Raw genomic sequence first — 25,928 nt, forward strand, 5'->3', positions numbered from 1 at the left:
ATGTACATATAATTAGGGAGGGTATAAAAATGAAGAGAAAAAAGATGAAAAAGTTAACGGCAGTTGTAGTACCAGTTTTAGCGATGAGTGTTGCATTGACAGCATGTTCTGGGGCAGGTGGGGAAAAGAAAACGACTACTACATCAAATAGTGGGGAAGAAAAAAAATCTGATATTAAATATGCAGCGAAACAAGTATTAAATCGTACGGAAAACCAAGAAATTCCGACGATGGATACTTCTAAATCTACTGATACATTAGGTTCGCAAATTTTAGGGAACACGATGGAAGGCCTATATCGTCTTGATAAAGATAATAAGCCAATTCCTGCTGCGGCAGAGTCTAGTACGAAAAGTGAAGATGGTAAAAAGTATACGTTTAAACTGCGAAAAGATGCAAAATGGTCAAATGGTGATCCTGTAACAGCGAAAGATTTCGTTTTCGCATGGAAACGCTTACTTGATAAGAATACTGCGGCAGAATATGCATTTATTGCTTACTATATTAAAAATGCAGAAGCGATTAATAAAGGAGAAAAACCTGTAACTGAATTAGGAGCGAAGGCGGTAGATGATTACACGCTAGAAGTAGAATTAGAAAAACCGGTACCGTATTTCTTAAATTTATTAGCATTCCCATCATACTATCCATTAAATGAAAAATTCGTAAAAGAAAAAGGTGATAAGTACGGTTTAGAAGCAGATACAACTGTGTATAACGGTCCATTCGTTATGTCTTCATGGAAACATGAACAAGGTTGGCAGCTAAAGAAAAATGATAAGTACTGGGATAAAAAGACTGTGAAATTAGAAGAAATTAACTATAGTGTAGTAAAAGAGGTTGCAACGAAAGTAAACTTATATGATACAGGATCAATTGATTTTACATTACTATCAGGAGAGTTTGTAGATAAATATAAATCGAACAAAGAAGAATATGGTGAGTATGCGGAATCAAGTACATTCTTCTTACGTTTAAATCAAAAACGTAACGGACAAGATACGCCTTTAAAGAGCAAAAAACTTCGTGAAGCAATTGCATTATCAGTTGATAAAAAAGGATTGGCAAATGTAATTTTAAATAATGGATCAAAAGCAACAGATCAATTGGTTCCAAAAGGACTTGCGACAGGGCCAGATGATAAAGATTATCAAGATACATTTAAAAATGGTCTGAAATATAATCCGAAAAAAGGAGCAGCAGCATGGGAAGAAGCGAAAAAAGAACTTGGAAAAGATCAAGTTACAATTGAATTGCTAAGCTATGATGATGGAACTGCGAAAAAGATTGCTGACTATGTAAAAGATCAAATTGAGAAAAATTTAAAAGGTGTAACGATTAATACGAAAATTCAGCCGTTCAAACAAAAATTAAAATTAGAAACTGCGCAAGATTATGAAATTTCTTATGCTGGTTGGAGTCCAGACTATGCGGATCCAATGACATTTATTGATATGTTTGAATCGAAGAGCCCGTACAACCAAATGAGTTATTCAAATCCAAAATACGATGAAATGGTAGGAAAAGCAGGTAATGAATTAATGAGTGATGCGAAAAAACGCTGGGAAACGTTAGGGAAAGCTGAAAAATTATTCCTTGAAGAAGATGCAGGGTTAGTTCCTTTATATCAAACAGGAAGATCGTATGTAATGAAACCGAATGTAAAAGGAATTGTGAAACATAACATCAGTCCAGAATATAGCTTTAAGTGGGCGTATGTAACTGAGGATGGCGGAAAAAAATAAAGTGAAAGCATTTCAAAAGTGGCTGAGCTGCTTTTGAAATGCTTTTTAGTATGTATAAGGGAATAAATCTCGTTAGCCTATTGAGAATCGGGTAGGTAATTAGGAAGGTTCTATCGGAGGGATTTAGAGAGGTCAGTAAGTAGTAAGACAGATGATAGTAAGAGACCTCATGCTAATAAGAAAAATATAGAACGTAGTAATAGATTGGAATAAGGGGAAGGATGTTTACATATAGTAGACGGGGGTAATTCATATAGTAGTTAAAACAACAAGTTACTATAACAAAAAAATAAATATTTAGAAAATTTACAAAAATACTTTACAAAATCCAAAAAAACAGTAGAATATTAATTAATAAGAATTTTCTGATAACGAAAGTTAGTAGAGAATTTCTAAATGTTAATATCGTACATATAATTGGGGAGGGTACAAAAAAATGAAGAGAAAAAAGATGAAAAAATTGACAGCGGTCGTAGCACCAGTTTTAGTAATGAGTATGGCATTAACAGCTTGCTCTGGATCAGGAGATAAAGAGAAGGCAAGCACAACACCGAAAAGTGGTGAAAAAGAAGGTGGAAAGCTAGCGGCGAAGCAAGTACTTAATTTAACAGAGTCTCAAGAGATTCCATCTATGGACTCTGCTAAAGCGACAGACCAAGTATCGTTTCTAGCTTTAAACAACGTAATGGAAGGTTTATATCGACTTGATAAAGATAATAAAGCAACACCAGGGGTTGCTGAATCATATAAAAAGAGTGATGATGGTAAAAAATATACATTTACATTAAATAAAAATGCAAAATGGTCAAATGGAGAGCCTGTAACAGCGAAGGATTTCGTGTTTGCTTGGAAACGTGCGGTAGATAAAAATACAGCAGCAGAATATGCATACATTATGTTTGATTTGAAAAATGCACAAGCGATTAATGAAGGAAAAGCGGAACTAGATACGTTAGGAGTAAAAGCTGTAGATGACTATACGTTAGAAGTAGAATTAGAAAATCCAGTTCCTTACTTTGTAGAATTAACTTCATTTGGAACATTTTATCCATTAAACGAGAAATTTGTAAAAGAAAAAGGAGAAAAGTACGGTTTAGAATCAGATACGACGTTATACAACGGACCGTTTACATTAACAGACTGGAAACATGAAGAAGGATGGAAATTAAAGAAAAATGCACAATATTGGGATAATAAAACAGTTAAGTTAGATGAAATCAACTTTGACGTAGTAAAAGATAGCGGTACACGTGTTAACTTATATGAAAGTGGACAAATCGATCGTTCAGGACTTACATCTGAATTTGTTGACAAATATAAATCAAACCCTGACTTCTTTACACAAAAAACACCATCAACGTTCTTCTTACGTTTAAACCAAAAACGTGGTGGGCAAGATACAGTATTAAAGAACAAAGATTTACGTTTAGCGATTGCAAAGGCATATGATAAAAAAGGCTTAACGAACGTTATTTTAAATGACGGTTCTACACCTGCAGATTATTTAGTACCAAAAGAATTTGCTAAGAGCCCAGATGGAAAAGACTTCCGTAAAGAAAATGGAGATATTTTAAAAACAGATGTGAAAAAAGCAAAAGAGCATTGGGAAAAAGCGAAAAAAGAACTTGGAAAAGATGCAATTACAGTAGAACTATTAAACTATGATGGTGATGGTGCGAAAAAAGTAGGAGAATTCTTAAAAGGAGAACTTGAGAAAAACTTACCAGGTTTAACAGTGAATTTGAAAAACCAGCCATTTAAACAAAAGTTAAAATTAGAATCAGATCTAGATTATGATTTATCTTACGCTGGTTGGGGGCCTGACTACTTAGATCCAATGACATTCATTGATATGTTCGTTACAAATGGTCCTCATAACCAAACTGGATATTCAAATCCAAAATATGATGAAATTGTACAAAAAGGTAAAGGTGAGCTATTAACGAAAACGAAAGAGCGTTGGGATAGCTTACTAAAAGCTGAGAAAATGTTACTTGATGATGCTGTAATTGCACCATTATATCAACGTGGTGATGCTATCGTTCAAAGACAGAAAGTAAAAGGTATTGTTCACCATCCAGTTGGTGGAGACTACAGCTATAAATGGGCATATATTACAGAGGATAAGTAAGATGAGGGGCGTACAATACGCCCTTTTTTCTATGCACTTTTCTTCCGTGCTCGAATATATAAAATGAAAAAGGGAGAATCCCATGAAACGAAACACATACATCGATTTCCTAGCTTATTACGGAATAGGAAGTGCTCATCCTGGTGGCTTTACGTTAACAAAACAATTGTTAGCACAACTGCCTTTTAAATATGGAGCGAATGTCCTTGAGATAGGTTGCGGTACGGGGAAAACAGCGGCGTATATGACAAGTGAATTTGGTTATAAAGTAACAACGGTTGAAAAGAATGAAATTATGATTCAAAAGGCAAAAGATAGATGGTTGTTTGAAGGGTTAGATATACAATTAATTGAAGGAAATGTAGAGCATTTACCGTGTTTGAATAACTCATTTGAGTTCGTACTTGGAGAATCAATCATCGCTTTTACAGACAAAGAAAGGGTTATCTCGGAGTGTTATCGTGTATTACAGCAGGACGGTAAGCTTGTTGTCATTGAAATGATTATTGATAGGCACATTGATAAGGGTGAGGAAGAAAAAATCGCCCAATTATATGGCATGAAAGAACTATTAACTGAGAAGGAGTGGGTACAATTATTTCAGAAAGCAAATTTTAAAAGAATTACAATTGCTGGTGGTGGCACGATTGCAGAAACAATCTCTGGCTATGTAGAAGAGCCAGAATGGAATGTATCCTCACATATTCCGAATGAGTTATATGAGGCGTGGGTACAGCATGAAAATGTACGGCTTATGTACCAACACATTTTAGGGCATCGTATTTTTATATGTGAAAAATAAAGAAAAAGAGTTGGCTAAAGGTAGCCAACTCTTTACTATGTTAAATGAAAAATAATGCAGCTAATGTAATTCCGAAGATGAAACCAAATCCGAGTTCAACACCCCAGCCACAACCGCCGCCTCCCCAGCCGCCGCAACCACAACTACTACAACCACGACCACCACATCCGCAGCTGCTGAATCCACCACCGCATCCGAATCCACAACTATCACACCTGCTAAGGCCTCCACAAAGGTCACAACCACCGTTTGCATAAGCGTCGTAGTATCCGAATCCTGAATCAAAAGATGAGCGCTGTTGCACCGGTTCAATCCATACAGAGCTTTGTGTCACATCGATTATTTTCCCTAAATGTATACGGCCATCACGGTCTTCAATCCGAACAACTTTTCCGAAGTAACGTCGGCATGTATCATAACATTTTTGTCTATGCATGTTCTTTCCTCCTTCCGCATTACAGTAATACGATATGTAAGGGGGACAAGTGCGGCTTGTACGAATGCCCTATCTATCATAATTGTTATAGGAAAGGGGAAATATAAGAAGAGGATATATAAGGAGGAAAAGGCATGAAATCTACAGATCAGTTTCAGACATACGAAGTACCGTGGGAAGAATTTATTGAAGCGTTGCGAGAGGAAATGAAGAAGCAAGTAGGGGCAGATATTATTGATACAGTAGTTTGCAATTTAGAAGATGGTTTTGAAGTGTATACATATATGCAGGGGGATTTAGATTTTGAATATAAGGAAGCGCTTGAGAGAAAATACGGAAGTGATGCGAAGACACCTAATGTGTTAACGATAATGTTATTAGCTAGTATTTATAATACAAGTGAAGAGAATATACGCTTGCATGCGGATCATAAAGAGAATCCGATTGTTGAAGTGTATGTAAAGCAATGAAACACGCTGTGGAAGGCGTGTTTTTTATTTGTATGATAAAATGTTAGAAAATTGAGAAAGAAGGTGAAGGATTGGGAATTAAACATCTTAATTTAACAGTTACAGATGTAACAGCATCTAGAGCGTTTTTAGAGAGGTATTTTAGTTTAACTTGTAGCGGAACAAGGGGAAATGGCTTTGCAGTTATGCGTGATAATGATGGGTTTATATTAACGTTAATGAAAGGGAAAGACGTACATTATCCAAAAACATTTCATGTAGGATTTCCACAAGAAAGTGAAGAACAAGTAGATAAGATAAATCAAAGATTGAAGGAAGATGGATTTTTGGTTGAGGCTCCTAAACGTGCACATGCGTATACGTTTTATGTGGAAGCACCTGGTGGATTTACAATTGAAGTGATGTGTTAGTTAAAAATCAAACTTTTTGTTAAGTGTTTTTAAAATAAAAAGTAGGAAAAGTCTGTTTTAAGTGTGGAGCTTAAACAGGCTTTTTTACTTATATAATTGGATAGAGAATGCTAGAAGGAATATTACCAAGTGTATGGTCTGTTTACATAATAAAGTTATGGTGGGTTAGTTGTCCTAAAATACAAGTCATATATCTTGTTTCCTCTCATAAATTTAAACATAGGAATTTGTCTACAAAGGTGGCGAAGCCTCATCATGAAAATCCGAATTTGTGCCACGTTCATGTTGTTTCTATTTATATGTTTACCTTTATCAGCTTTTGCAAAAGGAGAGGAGGCAAAGGAAAGGGTCGTTTCACTTGTATATGACGATTCGGGCAGCATGAGAAATAACGATCGCTGGAAATATGCCAATTATGCTTTGCAAAGTTTAGTTGCGCTATTGGATGAAAAAGATAAATTTTCTTACGTTCCAATGAGTAAGCCGAATGATACATTAAACATTTCGTTAACGAAGGATAAAAGGCAAACAGAAATTGAGGGAATTGGAGAATGGAAAACGTATTTAAATACTCCATTTAGCGCAGTCGAAACGGCGATGCAATCTATAAAAAAGGAAGCAGATATAGATGGAAAACGTGAATTTTGGCTTATTGTATTAACTGACGGGGCATTTAATGATTTAGAGAAAGATAAGGTTGGCGGAAAAGAACAAATTTTGCGGGAATTAGCCCAGTTTAAGAAAGAAATGGATGCAAAAAAGATATCGTTACATCCAGTCTTAATTACGATGGAAGAAGATTTAGGACAACAAGAAAAAGAACAACTAAATACGTTCAAGGAAATATGGAAGAAAGAGATAAATGGTGTTACGATGCCGTCAAGCGGAGAAGATGGCATTGTAAAAAGTGTAAATCAAGTGGCAGCATTAGTTGCAAATCGTGATCCATTCTCCTCTGTTGAATCGATTGTAAAAACGAAAGTAGTTGGGAAAAGAGTAGAGATTACAACACCGTTTCCGTTAAAGCGTATGACGCTTGTACGACAATCGCCTTCTCTGCTCGATTATCAGGTCACACAAATTTCTAAACCATTACAATTACAATCTTCTTTTTCCATACATGCACCAGGAGAAGCAAAATTGTTCGGAAATATAGTTCATATAAGTACGAAAAATGAGGAAGTTATTAAACCAGGAACTTATACGATAGAAGTGGACCAGGACATTGAGAAAGAAGGACTACAAGTACTAGTTGAACCAGCGCTTAATTATACGGTTTCTACTTATGACAAAGATGATAGTAGTCAAAAAAATGTAGAGAAAATGTACGAAGGTGTTACTGCTGTTATTGAAGCAAAGCCTACGGAGTTACCAGTTCAGTCTTCTTACTTTCAGGCAGAATTAGAAATAGACGGAAAACACTACCCGATGAAGTGGGACGATAAAAAACATGTATTTTACTACGAAATGAAGATTGCTAAAGGGCTAGTGCGTGGGAAAGTTCATATGAACATAAAGGGATTTTACAGACAGACGAAAGAATTTAAAATCGAAGTAACGGAAAAACCAAAATTATCACTACAAACGATTACGAAAGATTATGAAGAAAAAGTAACAAATTTAGAGAATAGTAAACCGTTTATTATACAACCACAGTTAGATGGTAAGCCGATGACAGAAGAGGCTGTAAAGAAACTATTAAAATCTACTGGTGTCACATCTAAACAATCAATCAACTATGAAATAAAACAACATGGTAATCAAATTTATATTTATCCTCGCCCTCATTACTCCGACACATTCAATTTCACAGATACCGGCACCATAGAAGCTACCATCGTAGTGCAAGATTCAAAATTACAAGAAGTAAAGAAAAAAATATCACTTCATATTCAAAATGCTCCGTTTTATGAAAAATATGCGCTTATTTTTAAGTTTGTCATTCCTATCACTTTATTACTGCTAGTAGTAGGAATCATTGTTTTAGGATGGATTGTTCGGCCAAGATTTCACAGGAAAGCACTACTGTATTATGAATGGGATCAAGAGGTAGCGAAAGATTGGCTATATCAATCTGAACCAGAATTACTTCGAAATAAATGGTGGAACCATTATTTTGGTATCCCATTTAGAGCAGAAAGAAAAACTGTGCAATCCGTTACATTTATAGCGAAGAAAGGTTCGAAATCTGTCTTTGTAGCGAAAGAATCACAAGTAGTTGGAATGATTATTGATGGAATGTTTATAACAGAGGATGAAGTAGGAATGGAACATAAGACACTATATCCAAATGAACTTTTACTAATTGATAGAGGATATGGTAAGGAGATTTACAAGTACGAATGTGAATAGTGGGTAGGGATAAGAAGGGGATGGAGTATGGATTCTCTTCTCCTTTTTTCAAACAAGCAAGAATAGGAAGGTGGTTCACATGACATTACAAGTTCCAACAATATTAATTGGTTTAGGTGGAATCGGTAGTACTGTGACGCATCAAATATATGAAAAACTGCCTGAAGAGCGCCGAAAAAAGGTAGCAATGCACGTATTTGATACAGATGTGAATACATTAAGTAAATTTGATCATATTCGAAAGTTTAAGACACAAACAAGTTCTAGTAAAACGCCTAGGGAGTATATTGCAGGAGATCCAACGATCCCAGAGTGGTTTCCGATGGATCCGACTATACTTGATAAGCCATTAACAGAAGGAGCAGGACAGTTACGCGTTATTTCACGTTTAGCGTTACGTGCTGCGATGAAAGAAGATAAATTGACGTCTTTTTGGCAAGAAATCGAGAAAATTTTTCCGGTTACAAGTGATCAAACGGAATATGGTGTGCGTGTCATTATAGTAACATCACTAGCAGGCGGAACAGGTTCAGGGATGTTTCTGCAAATTGCTTTATATTTACGTGAAATGCTTCGGAAGAAATTGCAGCATCATAACATTTTAATACGCGGTGCGTTTTTAATGCCGGATGTTTTAGTAAAGACGAGAACAGTTAGCGCGAAAGAATTTGAAACGGTGCAAGCAAATGGCTATGCATCGTTAAAAGAATTACATGCTATTACGCTCGGGTCTACTGGAGAATTATCAAAACGCGGCGGTGTAACAATTGAATTAGAGTATCGCCCTGATCAAGTAGATGAAGACGGAAGAACGAATCATACAATTAAACAACATCATTTACCGTACAATTATTGTTTCTTATACGATTACGAAAACCTACATGGACACCATTTACACAATTTATCAGACTATATGGAACAGATGGCAAATACAATTTATTTACAGTTATTTAGCCCGATGTCCACAAGTCATTTTGCACAGGAAGACAATCAAATTCAGCAATTAGCAGAATCAAGCGGAAAAGGACGATATTGCGGGGCAGGAACGGCAAAACTCATTTATCCATATGAACATGTGTTAAAATATTGTGCTTTAAAATGGGCGGTGCAAGGTTTAGATGAATCGTGGCTTCATTTAGATCAACTGTTTCAAGAGAAGAAGCAAAGATACGATCAAGATGTAAAACGTGGGATGCAACGTGAAAAGCCGGAAAGAGGTAAAAGTTATTTAGAGGACTTGGAGCATCTTGCTACCCGTCCAGAGCAAGCTCATATTTTCTATAGACAAATGTACAATGAAACACGTGAAGGAGCAGAGGGTGGTAAGCTCGGAGTTGCGAAATCAAAACTGTTTTTAGAAGCTGTAGAAAGTTATGTACAACGAACGGTGCAAAAAGATGAGGAATTAAATCGTCTGCAACATGAGTGTAAAATTTCAGCTACGAAACTGAAAATGATGGAACAAATGAAAGGTGAAGTGGCAAGAGTGGATCATGCGGTTCGTTTATATGCGTATGCGATTCCGAGCCGTGTACATGAACATGTAACGACACTTTTATATGACATGATTGAATCAGACCGCTTTTCACCAAGTGGTTCTGAAGGGCAGTCCTATCAATTAAATACATGGTTTTTAAAGAAAACAGATCCAGTTCACCCAGTAGCAGCTCGTTTTATGTTATATGAAATTCGAAAGCAGTTAGTCGAAAAAATGAATCGACTACATGAAAATAATGAACAAAAGCGTAATTTAATTCAAAACTACGATAAGAAATTTAATGTGAGTAATATTGATGGAACGGTAACAGCTGTACGCCGAGTAGAAATTGCGCAGCAACAAGGCTGGTTTGGAAAAATGATTAATAACCAGCAGCGTTTATTTAAAAAGGAATTTGAAGATATTGTAACGCAGTACGTACACAAATTAAACGAATACCGTAAAGAAATGCTATTAGAACTCGTTTATCAATCGCTATATCAAGCAGTTAACAAAATGATTCAATATTGGGAAAGATTTTTTGATAATTTACATGAAACACGTGAAAATTTACTGTTTGAAATTCAAAAACGAAGCAAGGAATTTGAAGGGAAAACAAACCCAACGAATGTATACGTATTAGCTGAAGAGAAGTTGCAAGAAAAGATATGGCAAGATATGCAACAACATTTAAATTTAGGTGTATTACCGAAAGATATATGTGCGGAAATTTATATGAGCTTATACGGGGAATATTGCCGGGATGCGAAAACAGAAGAGATTCAATCGAAAAAGGTAGAAGACTTTTATCGTGAGCACATACTAAACTATTGTTACGATGAGTTACAAATACGCTATCGCGATAAATTAGAGCTGAACATCGTTGAAGCATTACGAAAAGAAGCGGATTATAAGAATCGTGATCGTGATGAATATGTTCGTGAAAAAATTGAAGACTTGTTCCATTTAGCAAGTCCATTCGTTCCGAAAGTTTCGCATCATAGGGAATTACAATATTGGGGTATACACCCATCTTTAAAGAAAGAATTGCAAGAGGAATTAATGCAAGAAATGTTTAAAGAAAAAGATACAGTACATGAAGCTTTTTCACCATTTGAAGTCATTTGCTATCGTGCACATTACGGTTTATCACTGCAAGACTTTCCTAAGCTTTCGTCTGGGCATATTGCAAATGGATTTATGAATGATAAAGGTGATTATTTTCAGTCTTACTATCGCCGAGTGAACAAGTTGAATAGTAAAAAATCTAGTTTAACGCCGCATTTAGATAAGTATTGGCACTTACCAGCCTTCATGCCAGACTTAAATGCAACGCAAACGAAGTTAGATTACGATAAATGTAATCGTGCTCTACTATACGCGTATATGTATCGCTGGATTAGTTTAGTTGCTGTTGATGGCCAGTTTGTGTATCAATATAATGGCGTTGGACGTAGCTTCTTAATTCAGTCGATGGGGAAAAATATTTCAAGCGAAAGTTATAAATTACACAGAGCGTTGCTTCATAACCCATTTATTTATGAAAACATCTTGTCCAGGTTTGAAGAAGAACAAGAGAAGGCGATGATACAAGGTGGACATTTATATACACATCCGTTTGTATTAGGTGCTCAAGATATTAGATGGCTTCGTAAAGAGCATGTCCATAATATTTTAGATATGATTTTAATGTATGACCGTGAAGCGAAATATGACCCAACGTTAGAAGAAACTTCTGATGAATTATTGAGGCTATTCCTTGATGAAATTGAGTTATATTTCCAAAACTATTACGGTACAGGTGCCGATATGGTTGCAAAGAAAGAGAAAGAAATGTTTATTAAACAATTGTGGGATCGTTCGTACGCGAAAGGTTATGTAGACCCAAATAGTGCACCGTATAAAAAGTGGCAAAATTTATTAAGTGTTCATGATGAGGAGGAAACATCAAAAACGAATGTTTAATGAATGAAAAGGGAATCCTTAAAAGTGGCAATACAACTTTAGAAAAGAGGGATTCCGATGCCGTTTTTAGGAAGTGTATATCAAATATTTGGATTGTATCCAGAAATTTATTATGGAATGATTTCAGCCGAACTTGCAGAACAGCAAAGGTTGGAACAAGCGGAAAACGAAGAACAAGAAACAGAAGCGTAACTGCATAGGAAGCTTCAAAATAAAAATGATAACACACTACTTGCTCTTTAAACGTATAAGAGTAAGTAGTGTGTTTTTGCTATTTAATAATCCCATTTTCTAAAATTTTAATAGTTGGTGCCACTTTCACATTAGCTTTTGAAAAGGCACTCGGCCAATCATCTTCAACTGTTTTCCATTCTTTATATTGAAATGCTCTCGCATAATCACCAAACCCGAATGGATCGAGTTGCTGTTTTTGGATTTTGTGGATTAAATCGTTTAAATCTTTGTTTAGTTGTTTTGCAATGAGAGAAGTTAATTTCTTTCTATCTTTGTCTATATCCATGTTGAATGTAAGTTCAGATACGGCAATTTTTAAATCCATTTTAACATTAAATTTGAAGTGGTTATCGCTATAGTCTGTACGGATATCACGATTCATGCTAAGAACGTTTATTGTTACGAAATCGTCACCTTCTGTATCTTTTAGATGACTATTACTTTCAACTGAATGAGACGGAATTTTCATTGTAAGTGAAACGGGTATATTAGCTTTCTTTTGCAACATAAGCAAAAGGGCACTTTCATAACGATTTAAAGACATCTTATAAATTCCGCGAGAAGTTAATAGTGCAGAGCCTGTAACGATAACATCTTTTTTTCCTTTTTTTATTTCTGAAATAGCAGGTGTTATACCTTTATTAAACGTTTGCCTATGAAATTCATGAAATGGTGTGAAAACTGTCCGATTGTATAATTTATTTGTATTAATTAAATCTGTTAAATACTCGGGAAGGGCAGGTTTATCTTTAAAGTTATTATATATAACTGAAGAAACTGGACCGTCTACTGCGACCATGCGCATGTTTCCGGTATTTTTAGGATCGCGATACCAAACATCAAGGTAAGGCATAGCCCCTTCTTGTTTTAAAAAATTTGTGCTAAATAAAATGAGCTGTAACTTTTCTGTAGATACTAAACCGCCACTTGAACTATTAAACGTTGCTTTTGCTTCTCGAGGTGTACGCACTTTTGCTTCATGTGTTTCGTACTTTTTTTCTACGTCTTCATTAAAAGTAGGGTTTACGTGGTACACAATTAATTTTCCTTTTGCTTTTGCGTCAAAACCGTAAATTAATGAAATAGATTGTTTTTCTAAGTCTAGCCGGTCTCCACAGCCTGTTAATAAGGTTATGAGAAAGCAAGGTATAGTGAAATGAATAAAGCGCCTCATTTAAATTTTGCTCCTTTTCCAATGCTGATAAAGTGTCATGTATAAGAGAAATACGACTGGGAATAGAAAAACGATAAAATAACTGGCAGTTCCCCAAAATTCTCGCAACGCACTTATTTGGTAAGAGGAAGGGATATAAAAGAATAGAACGAAAATGCACCCGAATAATAAAATCCAAACAGGTAATGGACTCCCTTTTTTGTTAAGTAATTGATTGATTCCATCTGAAGCAGTGAAAATATAAGGAATACAAGAATCGAAAATAATGAAGAGATAAAATGATAAAAAGATAATTTCAAATCGTTCCAGAAATGAAAAGTGAAATGGTGTAACAAGAGAAAGAGTCGGCCATAAAAATTTCGTTATACCATCCGGGCTAAAATAAACGAAAGAAACGAACGTAACTTGTAGGTAAACAAATAAAGTAATCATATTTGCAATAACGATTCCTTTTTTTGCAGCTGATTTGTTAGTTAGATAGGGATAAAGGACGAATGCAAACTCGAATCCGAGAAACGCAATGATAGTTGATTTCACTGTGGTTACAACTGGTATCCATCCTTCCTTTAGAAAGGGAAGAAGATATATCCAATGACCATCTTTAAGAGGAATAAATAATAGTAATGGCATCCAAAGGGTAAAAATTACAGTGAAAACGGCAAAGCGACTAATAATAAGTACACCTTTACATGCAAGCATAAGCATTGGAATAGAAAGCAAAATCATAATTAAAAACATAGGAGATCTAGGTAAAATCCAAATGTGAATAACATACAGGAGGGAAAAAACTAAGGAAACTGCTGCAAGTACAGCATATAAAATCCAAAAAATCATTCCTACTCTTCCTAACCATTTTCCAAGATAACGAGTCAGCACATGAAGTAAAGTATATCCAGGATGCTTTTCCATAATTTTTACAATACATAAACTGACTAAAGTAGTGATAGCGCATCCGATAATAATAGACATCCAGCCATCTGTATTCGCACCTTGTGCAACTTCACGCGGAAGTGTAAGGACACCGAATCCTACTTGAACACCACTAATCGTTAAAATGTATTGAAATAAAGTGATCTCCCTCTTTGTACGTTTTGTCACTTATTCTTCTCCTTTTCCTCAACATCTCTTTGCCGGTTATCTTGTTTTAATTGTAGAGATAGTGGCCGTTTCTTCATAATTTTCCATGGGAAACGTACAAGGGTATCTTTTAAATCCGAAGCATATGACGGAGAAAAAGGACTACCATATGGCACACCAAGTGATTCCATAGAAAGAATATGGATGATAATAATTGCCATTCCAACCATAATTCCAATGACGCCAAATAAAGAGGCGGCTATCATCATTGGGAATCGAAGAAGCCGAATTCCTGCTGACATTTCTAAGTTGGGAATAATGAAAGAGGCAACCGCAGTAATTGATACGACGATAACCATAACGTTACTAACAATCCCAGCTTGAACCGCAGCTTGTCCAATTACAATTCCTCCTACGACGCCGATTGTTTGTCCAACAGGTCCAGGGAGCCGAATCGCTGCTTCTCGGAGCATTTCGAGAACTAATTCCATTAATAAAGCTTCTAATATGGGGGGGAAAGGAATTTTGGCTCGAGATTCTCCAATCGTTAACAACAATTTGAGCGGAATCACTTCATAATGGAAGGAAATCATAGCAATATAAAGAGCAGGAGCAAATATTGCAATAAATAGTCCAGTGAAACGAAGGAGTCGTATAAAAGATGGAATCATAGGTCTGAAGCTGTAATCATCTATCGTCTGAAAAAAGGATGAAAAGGTCATAGGTCCTATTAATACGCCTGGTGAGCGATCTACAACAACGGCAATTCGCCCATCAAGAATATGATGTGCTGTTGTGTCAGGGCGTTCAGTTATTGATAATTGTGGAAAGAGAGTAAAGGAATTATCTTCAACAAACCCCTCTAATTCACCAGTAGTAAGAATCGCATCAACTGTTACTGACTCGATACGGGATGCCATTTCTTTTACGACATTTTCGTTCGCAACATCTGCTAGATAAAGCAAAAAAATCTTTGAAGTAGCTCGTTCACCAACAGTGAATTCCTTCACTTTCAATTCGCGATTTGGAATATATCGACGAATAAGTGCAAGGCTGTCGCTCGCTACTTCATTAAATCCTTCGTGTGAGCTTTTTATGGAGCTCTCTGTTGTAGGTTCTTCAATACTCCTTTTTGGTGCCGCTTGCGTATCAAGCTCTAAAGCGGATAGTTGCCCGTTTATAAATAAAATACTTTTGCCGTGTAAAAGAGATTGTTCAATGTCTGTCCACTGTTGAACTTTTTTTATATTTCCGATAGAAACAGAAGCTTCCCAAAAATCGTCTTCATTCCACTCTTTAAATAAGAGAGGACGAAGAATGTTTACGTTAATAACAGTTTTGTCTACAAGTCCTTCCATATATATAAGTGCAGCTTCCTGTCCGTTTTTTAATGGAAAAGTGCGTGTTATTAATTCTGGAATACCGCTAAACAGTTTGGACAAGTGCTTTAAATTAAGGGAAAGGGAAGAAGAGATAGATTTATTTAATGCGTAATCAGCTTGTTCTTGGGTAGAAAAAGATTTTTCACCACGAATCCATTTATTAAAAGACCCCATTTGTTCGCTTACTCCTTGTTATGTTTTATATGGGTTATTATGGATAGTTACAAGCTGACATATGCGTAGTTTAAATTTTATATTGTATATTTTTAACTTTAACGCTATAATTATAGTGTTAAAGATGGAATCGTGATATGACCTGTTATGAATCTATCGTTTTATTTATGAATAAATGGATTGGTATTTTAGCAAGATGTGCTAATAAACTACTCCACCATGATGATAGCGTGCCAAAAATGTGGTGCGTATATTTTCGTGGTGGAGTTTTTTTATTCTCAAAAAGGGGGAAAGACCATGAATGACAACATGGTTCATATTACAATTGACGGAAAAAAGTATACAGCGGAGCCTGGTTCGACGATATTGGGTGTTATGAATGAGAACGGGATTGAACATCCGCAAATTTGTTACGTGCCAGAAGTAGATCCTATTCAAACATGTGACACTTGTATTGTAGAAGTTGACGGAAAGTTAATGCGTTCTTGTTCGACGATAGCAACGGAAGGTATGAGCATTGAACGTGCTTCTGTTCGCGCAAAAGAAGCACAAACAGAGGCGATGGATCGGTTACTAGAAAATCATTTATTATACTGTACAGTATGTGACAACAACAATGGGAACTGTAAACTGCATAATACAGCAGAATTAATGGAAATTGAACATCAAAAATATCCGTATGAACCGAAAGTAGATGTAAGTGAGGTTGATATGACGCATCCGTTTTATCGCTATGATCCTAATCAATGTATTGCATGCGGTCAATGCGTTGAGGTGTGTCAAAACTTACAAGTAAATGAAACGTTATCGATAGACTGGGAAGCGGAACGCCCACGAGTTATTTGGGATGAAGGAGTAAATATTAATGATTCTTCATGCGTTAGCTGTGGTCAATGTGTAACGATTTGTCCTTGTAACGCTTTAATGGAGAAAACGATGCTCGGTGAAGCTGGATTTATGACGGGATTGAAACCAGATATTCTTGAACCGATGGTAGATTTAATTAAAGAAGTTGAGCCTGGATATAGCGGTATTTTTGCGGTATCAGAAGTGGAAGCGGCCATGCGTGATACTCGTACGAAGAAAACGAAAACAGTATGTACATTTTGTGGTGTAGGTTGTTCATTTGAAGTGTGGACGAAGGGGCGTAAAATCCTTAAAGTACAGCCATCTTCAGATGCACCAGTTAACGCAATTTCCACTTGTGTAAAAGGGAAATTTGGTTGGGATTTCGTAAATTCTAAAGAACGAATAACAAAACCTTTAATTCGTAAAAATGGAACGTTTGTTGAATCTACATGGGAAGAAGCACTGAATGTAGTTGCAAATAAATTAGGCGCTATTAAAGAAGAGTACGGTAAAGGTTCTATCGGATTTATTTCTTCCTCTAAAATTACAAATGAAGACAATTATGTAATTCAAAAATTAGCTCGACAAGTATTTGGAACGAATAATATTGATAACTGCTCACGTTATTGCCAATCACCAGCAACGGATGGTTTGTTCCGTACAATTGGTATGGGCGGTGATGCCGGAACGATTAAAGATATTGCGCAATCTGGTCTTGTTATTATTGTAGGATGTAATCCGACAGAAGGTCATCCTGTTCTAGCTACACGTATTAAACGTGCACATAAATTACACGGACAAAAGTTAATTGTGGCCGATCTTCGTAAAACCGAAATGGCAGAGCGATCAGATGTCTTTATTAGTCCAAAACAAGGAACAGATCAAGTTTGGTTAATGGCTGTTACGAAATATATGATTGATCAAGGTTGGCATAATCAGGAATTCATTAATGAGAATGTAAACTTCTTTGAAGATTTCAAAGAAAGCCTAGAAGAATATACACTTGAATATGCAGAAGAAGTAACAGGTATTTCAAAAGAAACACTTATTCAAATGGCTGAAATGATTCGTGATGCAGATGGTACATGTATCCTTTGGGGTATGGGGGTAACGCAAAATACAGGTGGTTCTGATACTTCCGCTGCAATTTCAAACTTACTTCTTGCAACAGGAAACTATCGTCGTCCAGGAGCAGGTGCATACCCACTTCGAGGTCACAATAACGTACAAGGTGCTTGTGATATGGGTACTTTACCAGGATGGCTTCCAGGATATCAGCACGTTACTAACGAAATGGAACGTGCGAAATTTGAAACTGCTTACGGAGTGAAAATTGACAGTGAACCAGGTCTTAATAATATTGAAATGCTTCACGCAATTGACGAAGGAAAAATGAAAGCAATGTACCTTGTCGGAGAAGATATGGCTCTTGTAGATTCTAATGCAAATCATGTACATGAAGTGTTATCGAGCCTTGATTTCTTCGTTGTGCAAGATGTTTTCCTTTCTAAAACTGCTCAATATGCAGATGTTGTATTACCAGCAGCGCCATCTCTTGAGAAAGAAGGTACTTTCACAAATACAGAGCGCCGTGTCCAAAGATTATATCAAGTTCTTCCTACGCTAGGAGATGCGAAACCAGACTGGTGGATCGTCCAGGAAGTTGCGAATAAACTAGGTGCAAACTGGAATTATAGCCACCCAAGTGAAATCTTTGCTGAGATGGCAAGTTTATCACCATTGTTCTCGCAAGCGAACTATGAAGTGCTTGAAGGGTGGAACAGTTTCCATTGGGGAAGTTTTGATGGAACGAATACACCACTTCTGTTCCAAGACGGATTTAACTTCCCAGATAAAAAAGCTCGTTTTGCGATTGCTGACTGGGTACGTCCAGCTGAATTTCCAGCTGAGTTTGACCTTCACATTAACAACGGTCGTATGCTTGAGCATTTCCATGAAGGGAATATGACAAATAAATCAACAGGTATTCAAACGAAAGTACCTGGTGTTTTCGTTGAAATCTCTCCAGACCTTGCAAAAGAACGTGGAGTGAAAACTGGTTCATTAGTCCGTCTTGTTTCTCCGTTTGGAGCGTTAAAATTACGTGCACTCGTTACAGAGCGTGTAAAAGCGAATGAGTTATATTTACCGATGAATTCTACAGATAATGAAACAGCGATTAATTTCTTAACAGGTCCTGCGGTCGATACGCGTACGAACACACCTGCTTATAAACAGACGAAAGTGCGTATGGAAGTGCTAGAAGTTGATGGCGAAAATCCGATGCCAAAAGCGAACCCGCGTAATAAAAAACGTCATCCTCAAGCTGGTATTGAGGTACATCGTAAGTGGGCACGTCCAGGGTATGTGCATTTAACGGATAAGTAGGAGGAGAAAAATATGGCTGCACCTATAAAAATGATTCAAAAACAAGAATTAACTGAGGAAGAAATAAAACAGAAAAAATTAGATGATTTAAAAGAGCTTCTAGCTAATAATGAAGACGCTCTAAATCAAATGTTTAATATAGTAGGGGAATTGAATGATATTGGCATGTTAGAAGCAGCTAATTCTATGCTAAAGGCGAAAGAACCAATCGCAAAGATTGTTCTTGGCCAAGTGACTCGTGAGCCTGTTACAAATTTAATTAATAATATGATGGGGGCTGCGGGTGCTTTAACAGAACTTGATCCGGAGCTTACGAAAAAGCTTATAGGTAGCTTATTAGTAGGGCTAGAAAAAGGTAATGAACATTTAGAGAGTAATAAAAAAGTAGGGGTATTCGATCTTATGAAAGTATTGAAAGACCCAGATATTAACCGTGCTATCGGGTTTGGGCTTCATTTCTTAAAAGGTATGGGAAAAGGATTAAAAGAAGAATAAGTTTCATGAAGTGAACCTTTTCGCCCAAATGTTTGTACGAAATAGTTTGGGCGGAAGGCTCATTTTGGTAAAATATATAATAAAGTAAAATGAGGTTTGTGGGAGGTATAATGGTATGTCAAAAAAAGTACATGAATTTAATGATATGATACGAAAACTTCGAAAGGAACTTTTCGGAAAAGGGCCAGAACGAATTCATACTGTTTTTGCAGAAAACATGGCGATTGCGACTCTTTATGGAAACTTAACACCTACTGAAAAATTCATTTCAAGTACGATGGACGGTGCGGAAATGGTTCATATGGCTAGAACGAAAATGATTCAAGAAGTATATGCTGCGAATTCCCGTGAACATTTGGAGGAACTTGTTGGAGCGAAATTAGTGAACCTATTTTCAGATATGAAAGTAGAAGAAGATATTGCAGTTTCGGTATTTGTTTTTGATAAAAATATAACGTGAGAGAAGGATACTGATCGTGAAACCGATACAGGTAGAAAGAGAAATCTTTCGTTATGAACAAGGGGCGTTTAAACATATAGAGGACAGCATTGTAACAGAGTTTCCAGTCACGATTAAAATGAACGGACAGGAGTTTGTTACAATGGTTAGTACTCCAGAATATATAGAAGATATGGTAATAGGCTTCTTAGCATCTGAAGGAATCATTCGAAAGTATGAAGATATTGATGACATATGGGTACAAGAGAAAGAAGGATTTGTACATGTCACGACGGCAAAAGTAAATCCGTATTACGAACAAATGCAAAATAAACGATATATTACGTCTTGTTGTGGTATGAGTAGGCAAGGGTTTGTTTTTGCTAATGATGCACTAAGTGCAAAAAAAATGCAGGGTGTCCATGTACAGGTTGCGGCAGAGGATTGTTTTCGGTTAATGAAAGAAATGCAGCAATCTGCGGATACGTTTCATCATACTGGCGGGGTTCATAATGCAGCTTTATGTGATGTGAATGGTATTATTTTAAGCCGAATGGATATTGGTAGGCATAATGCACTGGACAAAATTTACGGTTATTGTTTAAGAAACGATATTTCTATAAAAGATAAAATCATTGTTTTTAGTGGTCGTATTTCTTCGGAAATATTATTGAAAGTTGCAAAAATCGGTTGTGAAATTATACTATCAAAATCAGCTCCAACTGAGTTAGCTTTGCAACTAGCGGAAGATTTAGGTATTACGACAATAGGATTTATTCGGAATCAATCCTTAAATGTATATACGCATCCAGAGCGTGTTTTAAATATAAAATAAGTAAAAGCGAGGCAATAAATATGAAATCTGTCACATTAGACAAGTTACAACGTCCGTTAAAGGATTTACGTATTTCAGTTACCGATCGCTGTAATTTTCGCTGTCGATATTGTATGCCAGAAGAAATATTTGGTCCTGATTACTCGTTTTTGTCTAATGATAAAATTTTATCTTTTGATGAAATTGAAAGGATAACTCGTATTTTCGTTTCTTTAGGTGTGAGAAAATTACGAATTACAGGCGGAGAACCGTTACTTCGAAGAGGGCTTCCAAAGCTTATTGAGCGGCTTCATAAAATAGATGGTGTGGAAGATATCGGTTTAACAACCAATGGATCGTTACTTAAAAAGTTTGCTCCTGATTTATATAAGGCGGGACTATCACGTGTAACAGTTAGCTTAGATTCCTTAGAAGAAGAGCGGTTTTTCTATTTAAATGGTAATAGGAGCAAAGTACAAAGGGTTCTGGAAGGAATACAGGCTGCTGCTGAAGTTGGTATGAAAATTAAAATAAATATGGTCGTTCAAAAAGGGAAAAATGAACAAGACATTTTGCAGATGGCGCAATACTTTAAGGAAAACAGGCATATTCTTCGTTTTATTGAGTATATGGACGTTGGAAATTATAATGGTTGGGATTTAAAAGAGGTCGTCTCTAAACAAGAAATAGTAAATACAATTCACAAAGTGATGCCGTTAGAACGGATAGAAGCAAATTATTCTGGTGAAGTGGCTACTAGGTATCGTTATATAGGAAGCGATGAGGAAATAGGTATTATTTCATCGGTAACAGATTCTTTTTGCTCCTCATGTACGAGAGCTCGTATTTCTGCAGAAGGAAAATTATATACCTGCTTATTTGCTTCTAAAGGAAATGATTTAAGAGAATTGCTTCGTTCTGAACATACAGATGAGGACATTACAGATGTAGTACGCGATATATGGAATAATAGGGAAGATCGTTATTCAGATGAACGCTTAAATCATACAAATAAGAAAACAATACCTAAAATTGAAATGTCACATATCGGTGGTTAATATATAAAGCTAGCGTCATAGTGAAAAATGGAAAATTTACAAGAGTTGTGGATTTTCTATTTTATAGTAAAAGTGATGATTGATATCTCTGTAAAAGATGTGCAGAGAAATTAAGCAGCATTCAAAAACCTTTATTTTGAGGAGGTTTTTTGAAGCTGCTTTTTTATTTGGAGAAAATGGAGGAATGGGTAATGGCATTTCATAAGCCGGAACAAATTGCTGAGCTTGTCATTGAGGCCGGTGTTCAAAAAGTAAGACAGACATTGCCAGCGATGCTTATTCTCGGTTTTTTAGGAGGAGCGTTTATTGCGATAGGTTTTTTACTTAACATTCGAGTTTTAGGGAATTTACCTGAGCGCTGGGGAAGTCTAGTTAATGTTTTAGGAGGGGCAGTATTTCCTGTTGGACTCATGCTCGTAGTATTAGCAGGAGGAGAATTAATTACGGGAAATATGATGTCACTGTCTATGGCGCTTTATGCAAAGAAAATTACATTGATAAGTGTACTGAATAACTGGGTTTGGATTACTCTCATGAATTTTATTGGGGCAATTTTCGTTGCGTATTGCTTTGGACATCTTGGCGGATTAACAGAGGGAGAGTATTTAAATAAAACGGTAGCGATAGCGGAAGGGAAGTTACATGAATCATTTGGGAGAACTTTAATTTTAGCAATTGGTTGTAATTGGCTCGTTTGTCTTGCTCTTTGGCTTGCTTACGGGACGAGTGATTTTGTCGGAAAAATCATCGGAATTTGGATTCCAATTATGGCATTTGTAGTCATTGGATTTCAGCAAGTAGTAGCAAATATATTTGTCATTTCCGCTGTTATTTTTGCTGGTCATCTAACGTGGATGGATCTGGCTAAAAACTTTGTTCCTGTTTTTATCGGAAATGTAATTGGAGGAGCTGGGTTTGTTGGTTTTGCTTACTTTGCTTGTTATCAGAAACAACATTCTAATATGAAATAGAGTTCTTGAGAGGAAGGGTATGTAATGGCTGATCGGTATTCACGACAACAGTTGTTCAAACCAATTGGGAGTAAAGGACAAGAAAAAATTCGAAATAAACATGTGTTAATTGTAGGAGCAGGCGCATTAGGAAGTGCAAGTGCCGAAAGTTTCGTACGTGCAGGTGTTGGCAAGTTGACGATTATTGATCGTGACTACGTTGAATGGAGTAATTTACAAAGGCAACAATTGTACTCTGAACAAGATGCGATAGAGAAAATGCCGAAAGCAATTGCTGCAAAAAATCGGCTAGAACAAATTAATTCGGAAGTACAAATACATGCTTTCGTAATGGATGCAACTTTAGAAAATATGGAAGGTCTATTAAAAAATGTAGATGTAATCATTGATGCAACAGATAATTTTGATATTCGTTTTGTAATAAATGATTTATCACAAAAACATAATATTCCGTGGGTATATGGTTCTTGCGTTGGATCGTATGGTATGAGTTATACAATTATTCCGCAAGAGACACCGTGTTTACATTGTATGCTGAAAAATATTCCTGTTACAGGTGTGACATGTGATACCGCTGGAATTATTAGCCCGACTGTACAAATCGTCGCAGCATATCAAGTGGCGGAAGCACTCAAAATTTTAATAGAAGATTTTTCAGCAATTAGAAAAACATTTTTCATGTTTGATATATGGAATAATCAAAACCATTTTATAAAACTAGGAAAAATAAAAACAGACGCTTGTCTCTCATGCGGTTTGAATCGAACTTATCCTTATTTATCATACGAAAATCAAACGAAAGCAGCTGTTTTATGCGGAAGAAATACAGTTCAAATTAGAACAGTAGACAATAGGAAATACAATTTTGATGATATAGAAAAAGTATTAAAAAAACTGGGAAAAGTAGATCGGAATCCGTATTTACTATCTTGCCAATTCGATGATTACCGCATCGTTTTTTTTCGGGATGGTCGTGTTTTTATTCATGGTACAAATGATATTTCAAAAGCGAAACAACTATATTATCGCGTATTCGGTTAATAGAGAGGGTGTCAACAATGGAAAGAAGAGTGCCAATTACGGTTGAAGAAGCTGTTCGTAAAGTGATGGGATTTGCTCATAAAGGCTTAAAGGAGCTATTACCAATTGAATTAGCTTACGGACGTATATTAGCAGAGGATTTAGTAGCTGACCATGATGTACCGTCATTTAATCGTTCGCCGTATGACGGATTTGCTATTCGAGCAGAAGATACTAATTTAGCAAGTTATGAAACGCCAATTGTATTTGAAGTAGTGGGTGAAATTGGTGCAGGATCGCTATTCCATGAGAAAGTAGGTCCGTTTCAAGCAGTTCGAATTATGACGGGAGCACAAATTCCGACTGGGTGTGATGCGGTTGTTATGTTAGAGCTGACTCGTCAATATGAGAAGAAGGGCAACAATTATATAGAAGTGAAGCGATCATTCAAAACGGGCGACAATATTTCTGTTCAAGGTGAAGATGCTCGTAAAGGAACAGTTCTTGCAAAGAAAGGATCGTACATTAATCCAGGTATTTCAGCTCTTCTTGCTACATTCGGTTATAGTGAAGTACCAGTTGCGAGAAAGCCTGTAATTGGACTGTTAGCGACTGGGAGTGAATTACTGGATGTCAATGAGTCATTACAGCCAGGGAAAATCCGAAACAGTAATACGTATATGATATTGTCTCAAATCCGAAGAGCAGGCGGAAGAGTAAAATATTTTGGGAAGTTTAGTGATGATTTTAATACGTGTTTTACAGCTGTGAAAGAAGCGCTTGGCCAAGTAGATATGTTAATTACAACGGGCGGTGTATCAGTAGGAGATTATGATTATTTACCAGCTATTTACGAAAAGTTAGGTGCATTTGTTCTTTTTAATAAAGTTGCAATGCGACCAGGAAGTGTTACGACTGTAGCACAATTAAATGGCAAGTTATTATTTGGTTTATCAGGAAATCCATCAGCTTGTTACGTAGGGTTTGAATTATTCGCAAGACCGTGTATTCGGACGTATATGTTTAGTGAAAAAGTACATTTAAAAAGAGAAAAAGCGTTATTAGGAGAAGATTTTCTAAAACCGAATCCATTTACAAGATTTGTACGAGCAAAATTGACATATAACGAAGGTCAGTTAATCGCTTATCCATCAGGGTTTGATAAATCTAGCTCAGTTTCTTCATTGGCAGAATCAAACGCGTTTATCGTATTGCCGGGCGGGACAAGAGGATATAAAAAAGATATGTTTGTCGATGTTCTTTTATTAGAAGATAACGAAGGTAGTAAATGGCCTTGGACATTTTGTAAAGGGAGAGGTGGTTCTAATGGGACAAGCGCTATTTGAAATTGTAGATATACCGATTGTAGTTGAAGAAGTAACGAATAAGGTTGCAAGAAGAGAAGCAGGAGCAATTACAACATTTATTGGTACGGTGAGAGAATTAACAAAAGGAAAACGAACGCTACATTTAGAGTATGAAGCATATAAGCCGATGGCAGTAAAACAACTTATGAGAATTGGTGGAGAAATTAGTGGGAAATGGCCGGACGCAAAAGTAGCAATTACGCACCGTGTAGGGCGGCTAGAAATAATGGATATTGCAGTAGTCATTGCAGTTTCATCACCGCATCGTAAAGTAGCTTATGAAGCGAATGAGTACGCGATTGAACGTATAAAACGAATCGTTCCAATTTGGAAAAAAGAATTTTGGGAAGATGGAACGATGTGGGTTGGAGATCAACTTGAAAACACACCATATTCAGAAGGAAAACCAAAGAAGGAAGAATGAGAAAATGATTACAATTTTACTGTTTGCAAATTTGCGTGAGGAAGTTGGATTGGATCGATTAGTGATTTCAGAAAAGCAAGAAATGACAGTGCAGCAATTAAAAGAATGGCTCAAAGCCAGCTATTGTTTACAAACGCTGGATAAAGTGATGGTGGCTGTTAATGAAGAGTTTGTAATGAATGAAGATATGATAAAAACTGGAGATATAGTCGCATTAATCCCGCCCGTTAGCGGGGGATAATAAGTTTTTTCACCAGATGAAGCGCCAAGAAGA

22 protein-coding genes are annotated in these 25,928 nt (G+C 36.3%); 18 read left to right on the forward strand and 4 right to left on the reverse strand.

Translation table 11 applies throughout. From position 1 onward, the window contains the following. Positions 1-29: 29 nt before the first annotated feature. The 3 genes from CGQ22_RS14055 to CGQ22_RS14065 all read left to right on the forward strand — a co-directional run bounded on the left by CGQ22_RS14055 (position 30) and on the right by CGQ22_RS14065 (position 4,678). Positions 30-1,745, forward strand: coding sequence for a peptide ABC transporter substrate-binding protein (locus CGQ22_RS14055; RefSeq protein ID WP_131250023.1), 1,716 nt, complete (start codon positions 30-32; stop codon positions 1,743-1,745). Between the two features lie 436 nt (positions 1,746-2,181). Beyond that, entirely contained in the window at positions 2,182-3,876 is a 1,695-nt protein-coding gene (locus CGQ22_RS14060) for a peptide ABC transporter substrate-binding protein (RefSeq protein WP_000823444.1), read from the forward strand. Between the two features lie 82 nt (positions 3,877-3,958). After that, entirely contained in the window at positions 3,959-4,678 is a 720-nt protein-coding gene (locus tag CGQ22_RS14065; protein ID WP_000828257.1) for a class I SAM-dependent methyltransferase, read from the forward strand. Positions 4,679-4,718: 40 nt separating this feature from the next. Here CGQ22_RS14065 and CGQ22_RS14070 read toward each other — a convergent pair whose 3' ends face one another. Continuing rightward, on the reverse strand, positions 4,719-5,114 hold the full coding sequence (locus CGQ22_RS14070; RefSeq protein ID WP_000555000.1) for a hypothetical protein: 396 nt from the start codon (positions 5,112-5,114) through the stop codon (positions 4,719-4,721). A 134-nt stretch (positions 5,115-5,248) separates the two neighbouring features. Here CGQ22_RS14070 and CGQ22_RS14075 point away from each other — a divergent pair, with 134 nt between their 5' ends. From CGQ22_RS14075 to CGQ22_RS14095, 5 genes are all read left to right on the forward strand, one after another. Then, the gene (locus CGQ22_RS14075; RefSeq protein ID WP_089148866.1) at positions 5,249-5,584 is read left to right on the forward strand and encodes a hypothetical protein; all 336 of its coding nucleotides are present in this window, start codon (positions 5,249-5,251) and stop codon (positions 5,582-5,584) included. 71 nt (positions 5,585-5,655) lie between these two features. Then, on the forward strand, positions 5,656-5,994 hold the full coding sequence (locus tag CGQ22_RS14080; RefSeq protein ID WP_000511527.1) for a VOC family protein: 339 nt from the start codon (positions 5,656-5,658) through the stop codon (positions 5,992-5,994). A 255-nt stretch (positions 5,995-6,249) separates the two neighbouring features. Continuing rightward, on the forward strand, positions 6,250-8,346 hold the full coding sequence (locus tag CGQ22_RS14085) for a vWA domain-containing protein (RefSeq protein ID WP_046945595.1): 2,097 nt from the start codon (positions 6,250-6,252) through the stop codon (positions 8,344-8,346). 79 nt (positions 8,347-8,425) lie between these two features. Continuing rightward, positions 8,426-11,788 carry a tubulin-like doman-containing protein gene (locus CGQ22_RS14090; protein ID WP_046945594.1) on the forward strand — a complete coding sequence of 1,121 codons (3,363 nt, stop codon included), beginning with the start codon at positions 8,426-8,428 and terminating at the stop codon, positions 11,786-11,788. A gap of 57 nt (positions 11,789-11,845) precedes the next feature. Beyond that, a complete protein-coding gene (locus tag CGQ22_RS14095) occupies positions 11,846-11,980 on the forward strand; it encodes a phosphonate ABC transporter permease (RefSeq protein ID WP_001116180.1) in 135 nt (44 codons plus the stop codon). A gap of 79 nt (positions 11,981-12,059) precedes the next feature. Here the strand turns inward: CGQ22_RS14095 and gerSC are convergent, their stop codons facing one another. From gerSC to CGQ22_RS14110, 3 genes are read right to left on the reverse strand one after another with little or no spacing between them, the layout of a single operon-like run. Continuing rightward, positions 12,060-13,196, reverse strand: a complete 1,137-nt coding sequence (gene gerSC, locus CGQ22_RS14100) for a spore germination protein GerSC (RefSeq protein ID WP_046945593.1) — start codon at positions 13,194-13,196, stop codon at positions 12,060-12,062. After that, a complete protein-coding gene (locus tag CGQ22_RS14105) occupies positions 13,197-14,294 on the reverse strand; it encodes an endospore germination permease (RefSeq protein ID WP_000167005.1) in 1,098 nt (365 codons plus the stop codon). Beyond that, on the reverse strand, positions 14,291-15,829 hold the full coding sequence (locus CGQ22_RS14110) for a spore germination protein (RefSeq protein ID WP_089148867.1): 1,539 nt from the start codon (positions 15,827-15,829) through the stop codon (positions 14,291-14,293). The genes CGQ22_RS14105 and CGQ22_RS14110 overlap by 4 nt, the downstream gene beginning before the upstream one ends. Before the next feature lie 297 nt (positions 15,830-16,126). Between CGQ22_RS14110 and fdhF the strand changes: the two genes are divergently transcribed. The 10 genes from fdhF (at position 16,127) to moaD (ending at position 25,895) form a co-directional block, all read left to right on the forward strand. Then, on the forward strand, positions 16,127-19,066 hold the full coding sequence (gene fdhF / locus CGQ22_RS14120) for a formate dehydrogenase subunit alpha (RefSeq protein ID WP_061884473.1): 2,940 nt from the start codon (positions 16,127-16,129) through the stop codon (positions 19,064-19,066). A gap of 12 nt (positions 19,067-19,078) precedes the next feature. Next, complete coding sequence (locus CGQ22_RS14125; protein WP_000729889.1) at positions 19,079-19,561, forward strand: helical membrane plugin domain-containing protein; 483 nt, start codon at positions 19,079-19,081, stop codon at positions 19,559-19,561. A gap of 115 nt (positions 19,562-19,676) precedes the next feature. Further along, positions 19,677-20,021 (forward strand): Na-translocating system protein MpsC family protein, encoded by a 345-nt coding sequence (locus tag CGQ22_RS14130; protein ID WP_000039582.1) that lies wholly within the window; start codon positions 19,677-19,679, stop codon positions 20,019-20,021. 16 nt (positions 20,022-20,037) lie between these two features. Continuing rightward, entirely contained in the window at positions 20,038-20,835 is a 798-nt protein-coding gene (gene fdhD / locus CGQ22_RS14135; protein WP_000802676.1) for a formate dehydrogenase accessory sulfurtransferase FdhD, read from the forward strand. A 20-nt stretch (positions 20,836-20,855) separates the two neighbouring features. After that, entirely contained in the window at positions 20,856-21,872 is a 1,017-nt protein-coding gene (gene moaA, locus CGQ22_RS14140) for a GTP 3',8-cyclase MoaA (protein WP_000844116.1), read from the forward strand. A 191-nt stretch (positions 21,873-22,063) separates the two neighbouring features. Further along, entirely contained in the window at positions 22,064-22,843 is a 780-nt protein-coding gene (locus CGQ22_RS14150) for a formate channel (protein WP_002164134.1), read from the forward strand. A gap of 24 nt (positions 22,844-22,867) precedes the next feature. Further along, entirely contained in the window at positions 22,868-23,884 is a 1,017-nt protein-coding gene (locus CGQ22_RS14155; RefSeq protein ID WP_000785256.1) for a molybdopterin-synthase adenylyltransferase MoeB, read from the forward strand. A 17-nt stretch (positions 23,885-23,901) separates the two neighbouring features. Further along, positions 23,902-25,209, forward strand: coding sequence for a molybdopterin molybdotransferase MoeA (locus tag CGQ22_RS14160; protein ID WP_000442203.1), 1,308 nt, complete (start codon positions 23,902-23,904; stop codon positions 25,207-25,209). Next, a complete protein-coding gene (gene moaE / locus CGQ22_RS14165; RefSeq protein WP_000529378.1) occupies positions 25,190-25,654 on the forward strand; it encodes a molybdopterin synthase catalytic subunit MoaE in 465 nt (154 codons plus the stop codon). The genes CGQ22_RS14160 and moaE overlap by 20 nt, the downstream gene beginning before the upstream one ends. 4 nt (positions 25,655-25,658) lie before the next feature. After that, a complete protein-coding gene (moaD, locus tag CGQ22_RS14170) occupies positions 25,659-25,895 on the forward strand; it encodes a molybdopterin converting factor subunit 1 (RefSeq protein WP_000628483.1) in 237 nt (78 codons plus the stop codon). The last annotated feature ends 33 nt before the right edge of the window (positions 25,896-25,928 follow it).

Source organism: Bacillus sp. M13(2017) (genome assembly GCF_002218325.1).
Classification (GTDB): domain Bacteria; phylum Bacillota; class Bacilli; order Bacillales; family Bacillaceae_G; genus Bacillus_A; species Bacillus_A thuringiensis_K.

Bases quoted from the DNA above. Each gene is read 5' to 3' on its own strand.
- CGQ22_RS14070 (WP_000555000.1), bottom strand. From the start codon at position 5,114: ATGCATAGACAAAAATGTTATGATACATGCCGACGTTACTTCGGAAAA.
- fdhF (WP_061884473.1), top strand. From the start codon at position 16,127: ATGAATGACAACATGGTTCATATTACAATTGACGGAAAAAAGTATACA.
- CGQ22_RS14085 (WP_046945595.1), top strand. From the start codon at position 6,250: ATGAAAATCCGAATTTGTGCCACGTTCATGTTGTTTCTATTTATATGT.
- CGQ22_RS14095 (WP_001116180.1), top strand. From the start codon at position 11,846: ATGCCGTTTTTAGGAAGTGTATATCAAATATTTGGATTGTATCCAGAA.
- CGQ22_RS14110 (WP_089148867.1), bottom strand. From the start codon at position 15,829: ATGGGGTCTTTTAATAAATGGATTCGTGGTGAAAAATCTTTTTCTACC.
- CGQ22_RS14155 (WP_000785256.1), top strand. From the start codon at position 22,868: ATGGCTGATCGGTATTCACGACAACAGTTGTTCAAACCAATTGGGAGT.
- CGQ22_RS14060 (WP_000823444.1), top strand. From the start codon at position 2,182: ATGAAGAGAAAAAAGATGAAAAAATTGACAGCGGTCGTAGCACCAGTT.
- CGQ22_RS14125 (WP_000729889.1), top strand. From the start codon at position 19,079: ATGGCTGCACCTATAAAAATGATTCAAAAACAAGAATTAACTGAGGAA.
- CGQ22_RS14065 (WP_000828257.1), top strand. From the start codon at position 3,959: ATGAAACGAAACACATACATCGATTTCCTAGCTTATTACGGAATAGGA.
- moaE (WP_000529378.1), top strand. From the start codon at position 25,190: ATGGGACAAGCGCTATTTGAAATTGTAGATATACCGATTGTAGTTGAA.
- CGQ22_RS14150 (WP_002164134.1), top strand. From the start codon at position 22,064: ATGGCATTTCATAAGCCGGAACAAATTGCTGAGCTTGTCATTGAGGCC.
- moaD (WP_000628483.1), top strand. From the start codon at position 25,659: ATGATTACAATTTTACTGTTTGCAAATTTGCGTGAGGAAGTTGGATTG.
- CGQ22_RS14075 (WP_089148866.1), top strand. From the start codon at position 5,249: ATGAAATCTACAGATCAGTTTCAGACATACGAAGTACCGTGGGAAGAA.
- moaA (WP_000844116.1), top strand. From the start codon at position 20,856: ATGAAATCTGTCACATTAGACAAGTTACAACGTCCGTTAAAGGATTTA.
- CGQ22_RS14090 (WP_046945594.1), top strand. From the start codon at position 8,426: ATGACATTACAAGTTCCAACAATATTAATTGGTTTAGGTGGAATCGGT.
- CGQ22_RS14160 (WP_000442203.1), top strand. From the start codon at position 23,902: ATGGAAAGAAGAGTGCCAATTACGGTTGAAGAAGCTGTTCGTAAAGTG.
- gerSC (WP_046945593.1), bottom strand. From the start codon at position 13,196: ATGAGGCGCTTTATTCATTTCACTATACCTTGCTTTCTCATAACCTTA.
- CGQ22_RS14055 (WP_131250023.1), top strand. From the start codon at position 30: ATGAAGAGAAAAAAGATGAAAAAGTTAACGGCAGTTGTAGTACCAGTT.
- CGQ22_RS14130 (WP_000039582.1), top strand. From the start codon at position 19,677: ATGTCAAAAAAAGTACATGAATTTAATGATATGATACGAAAACTTCGA.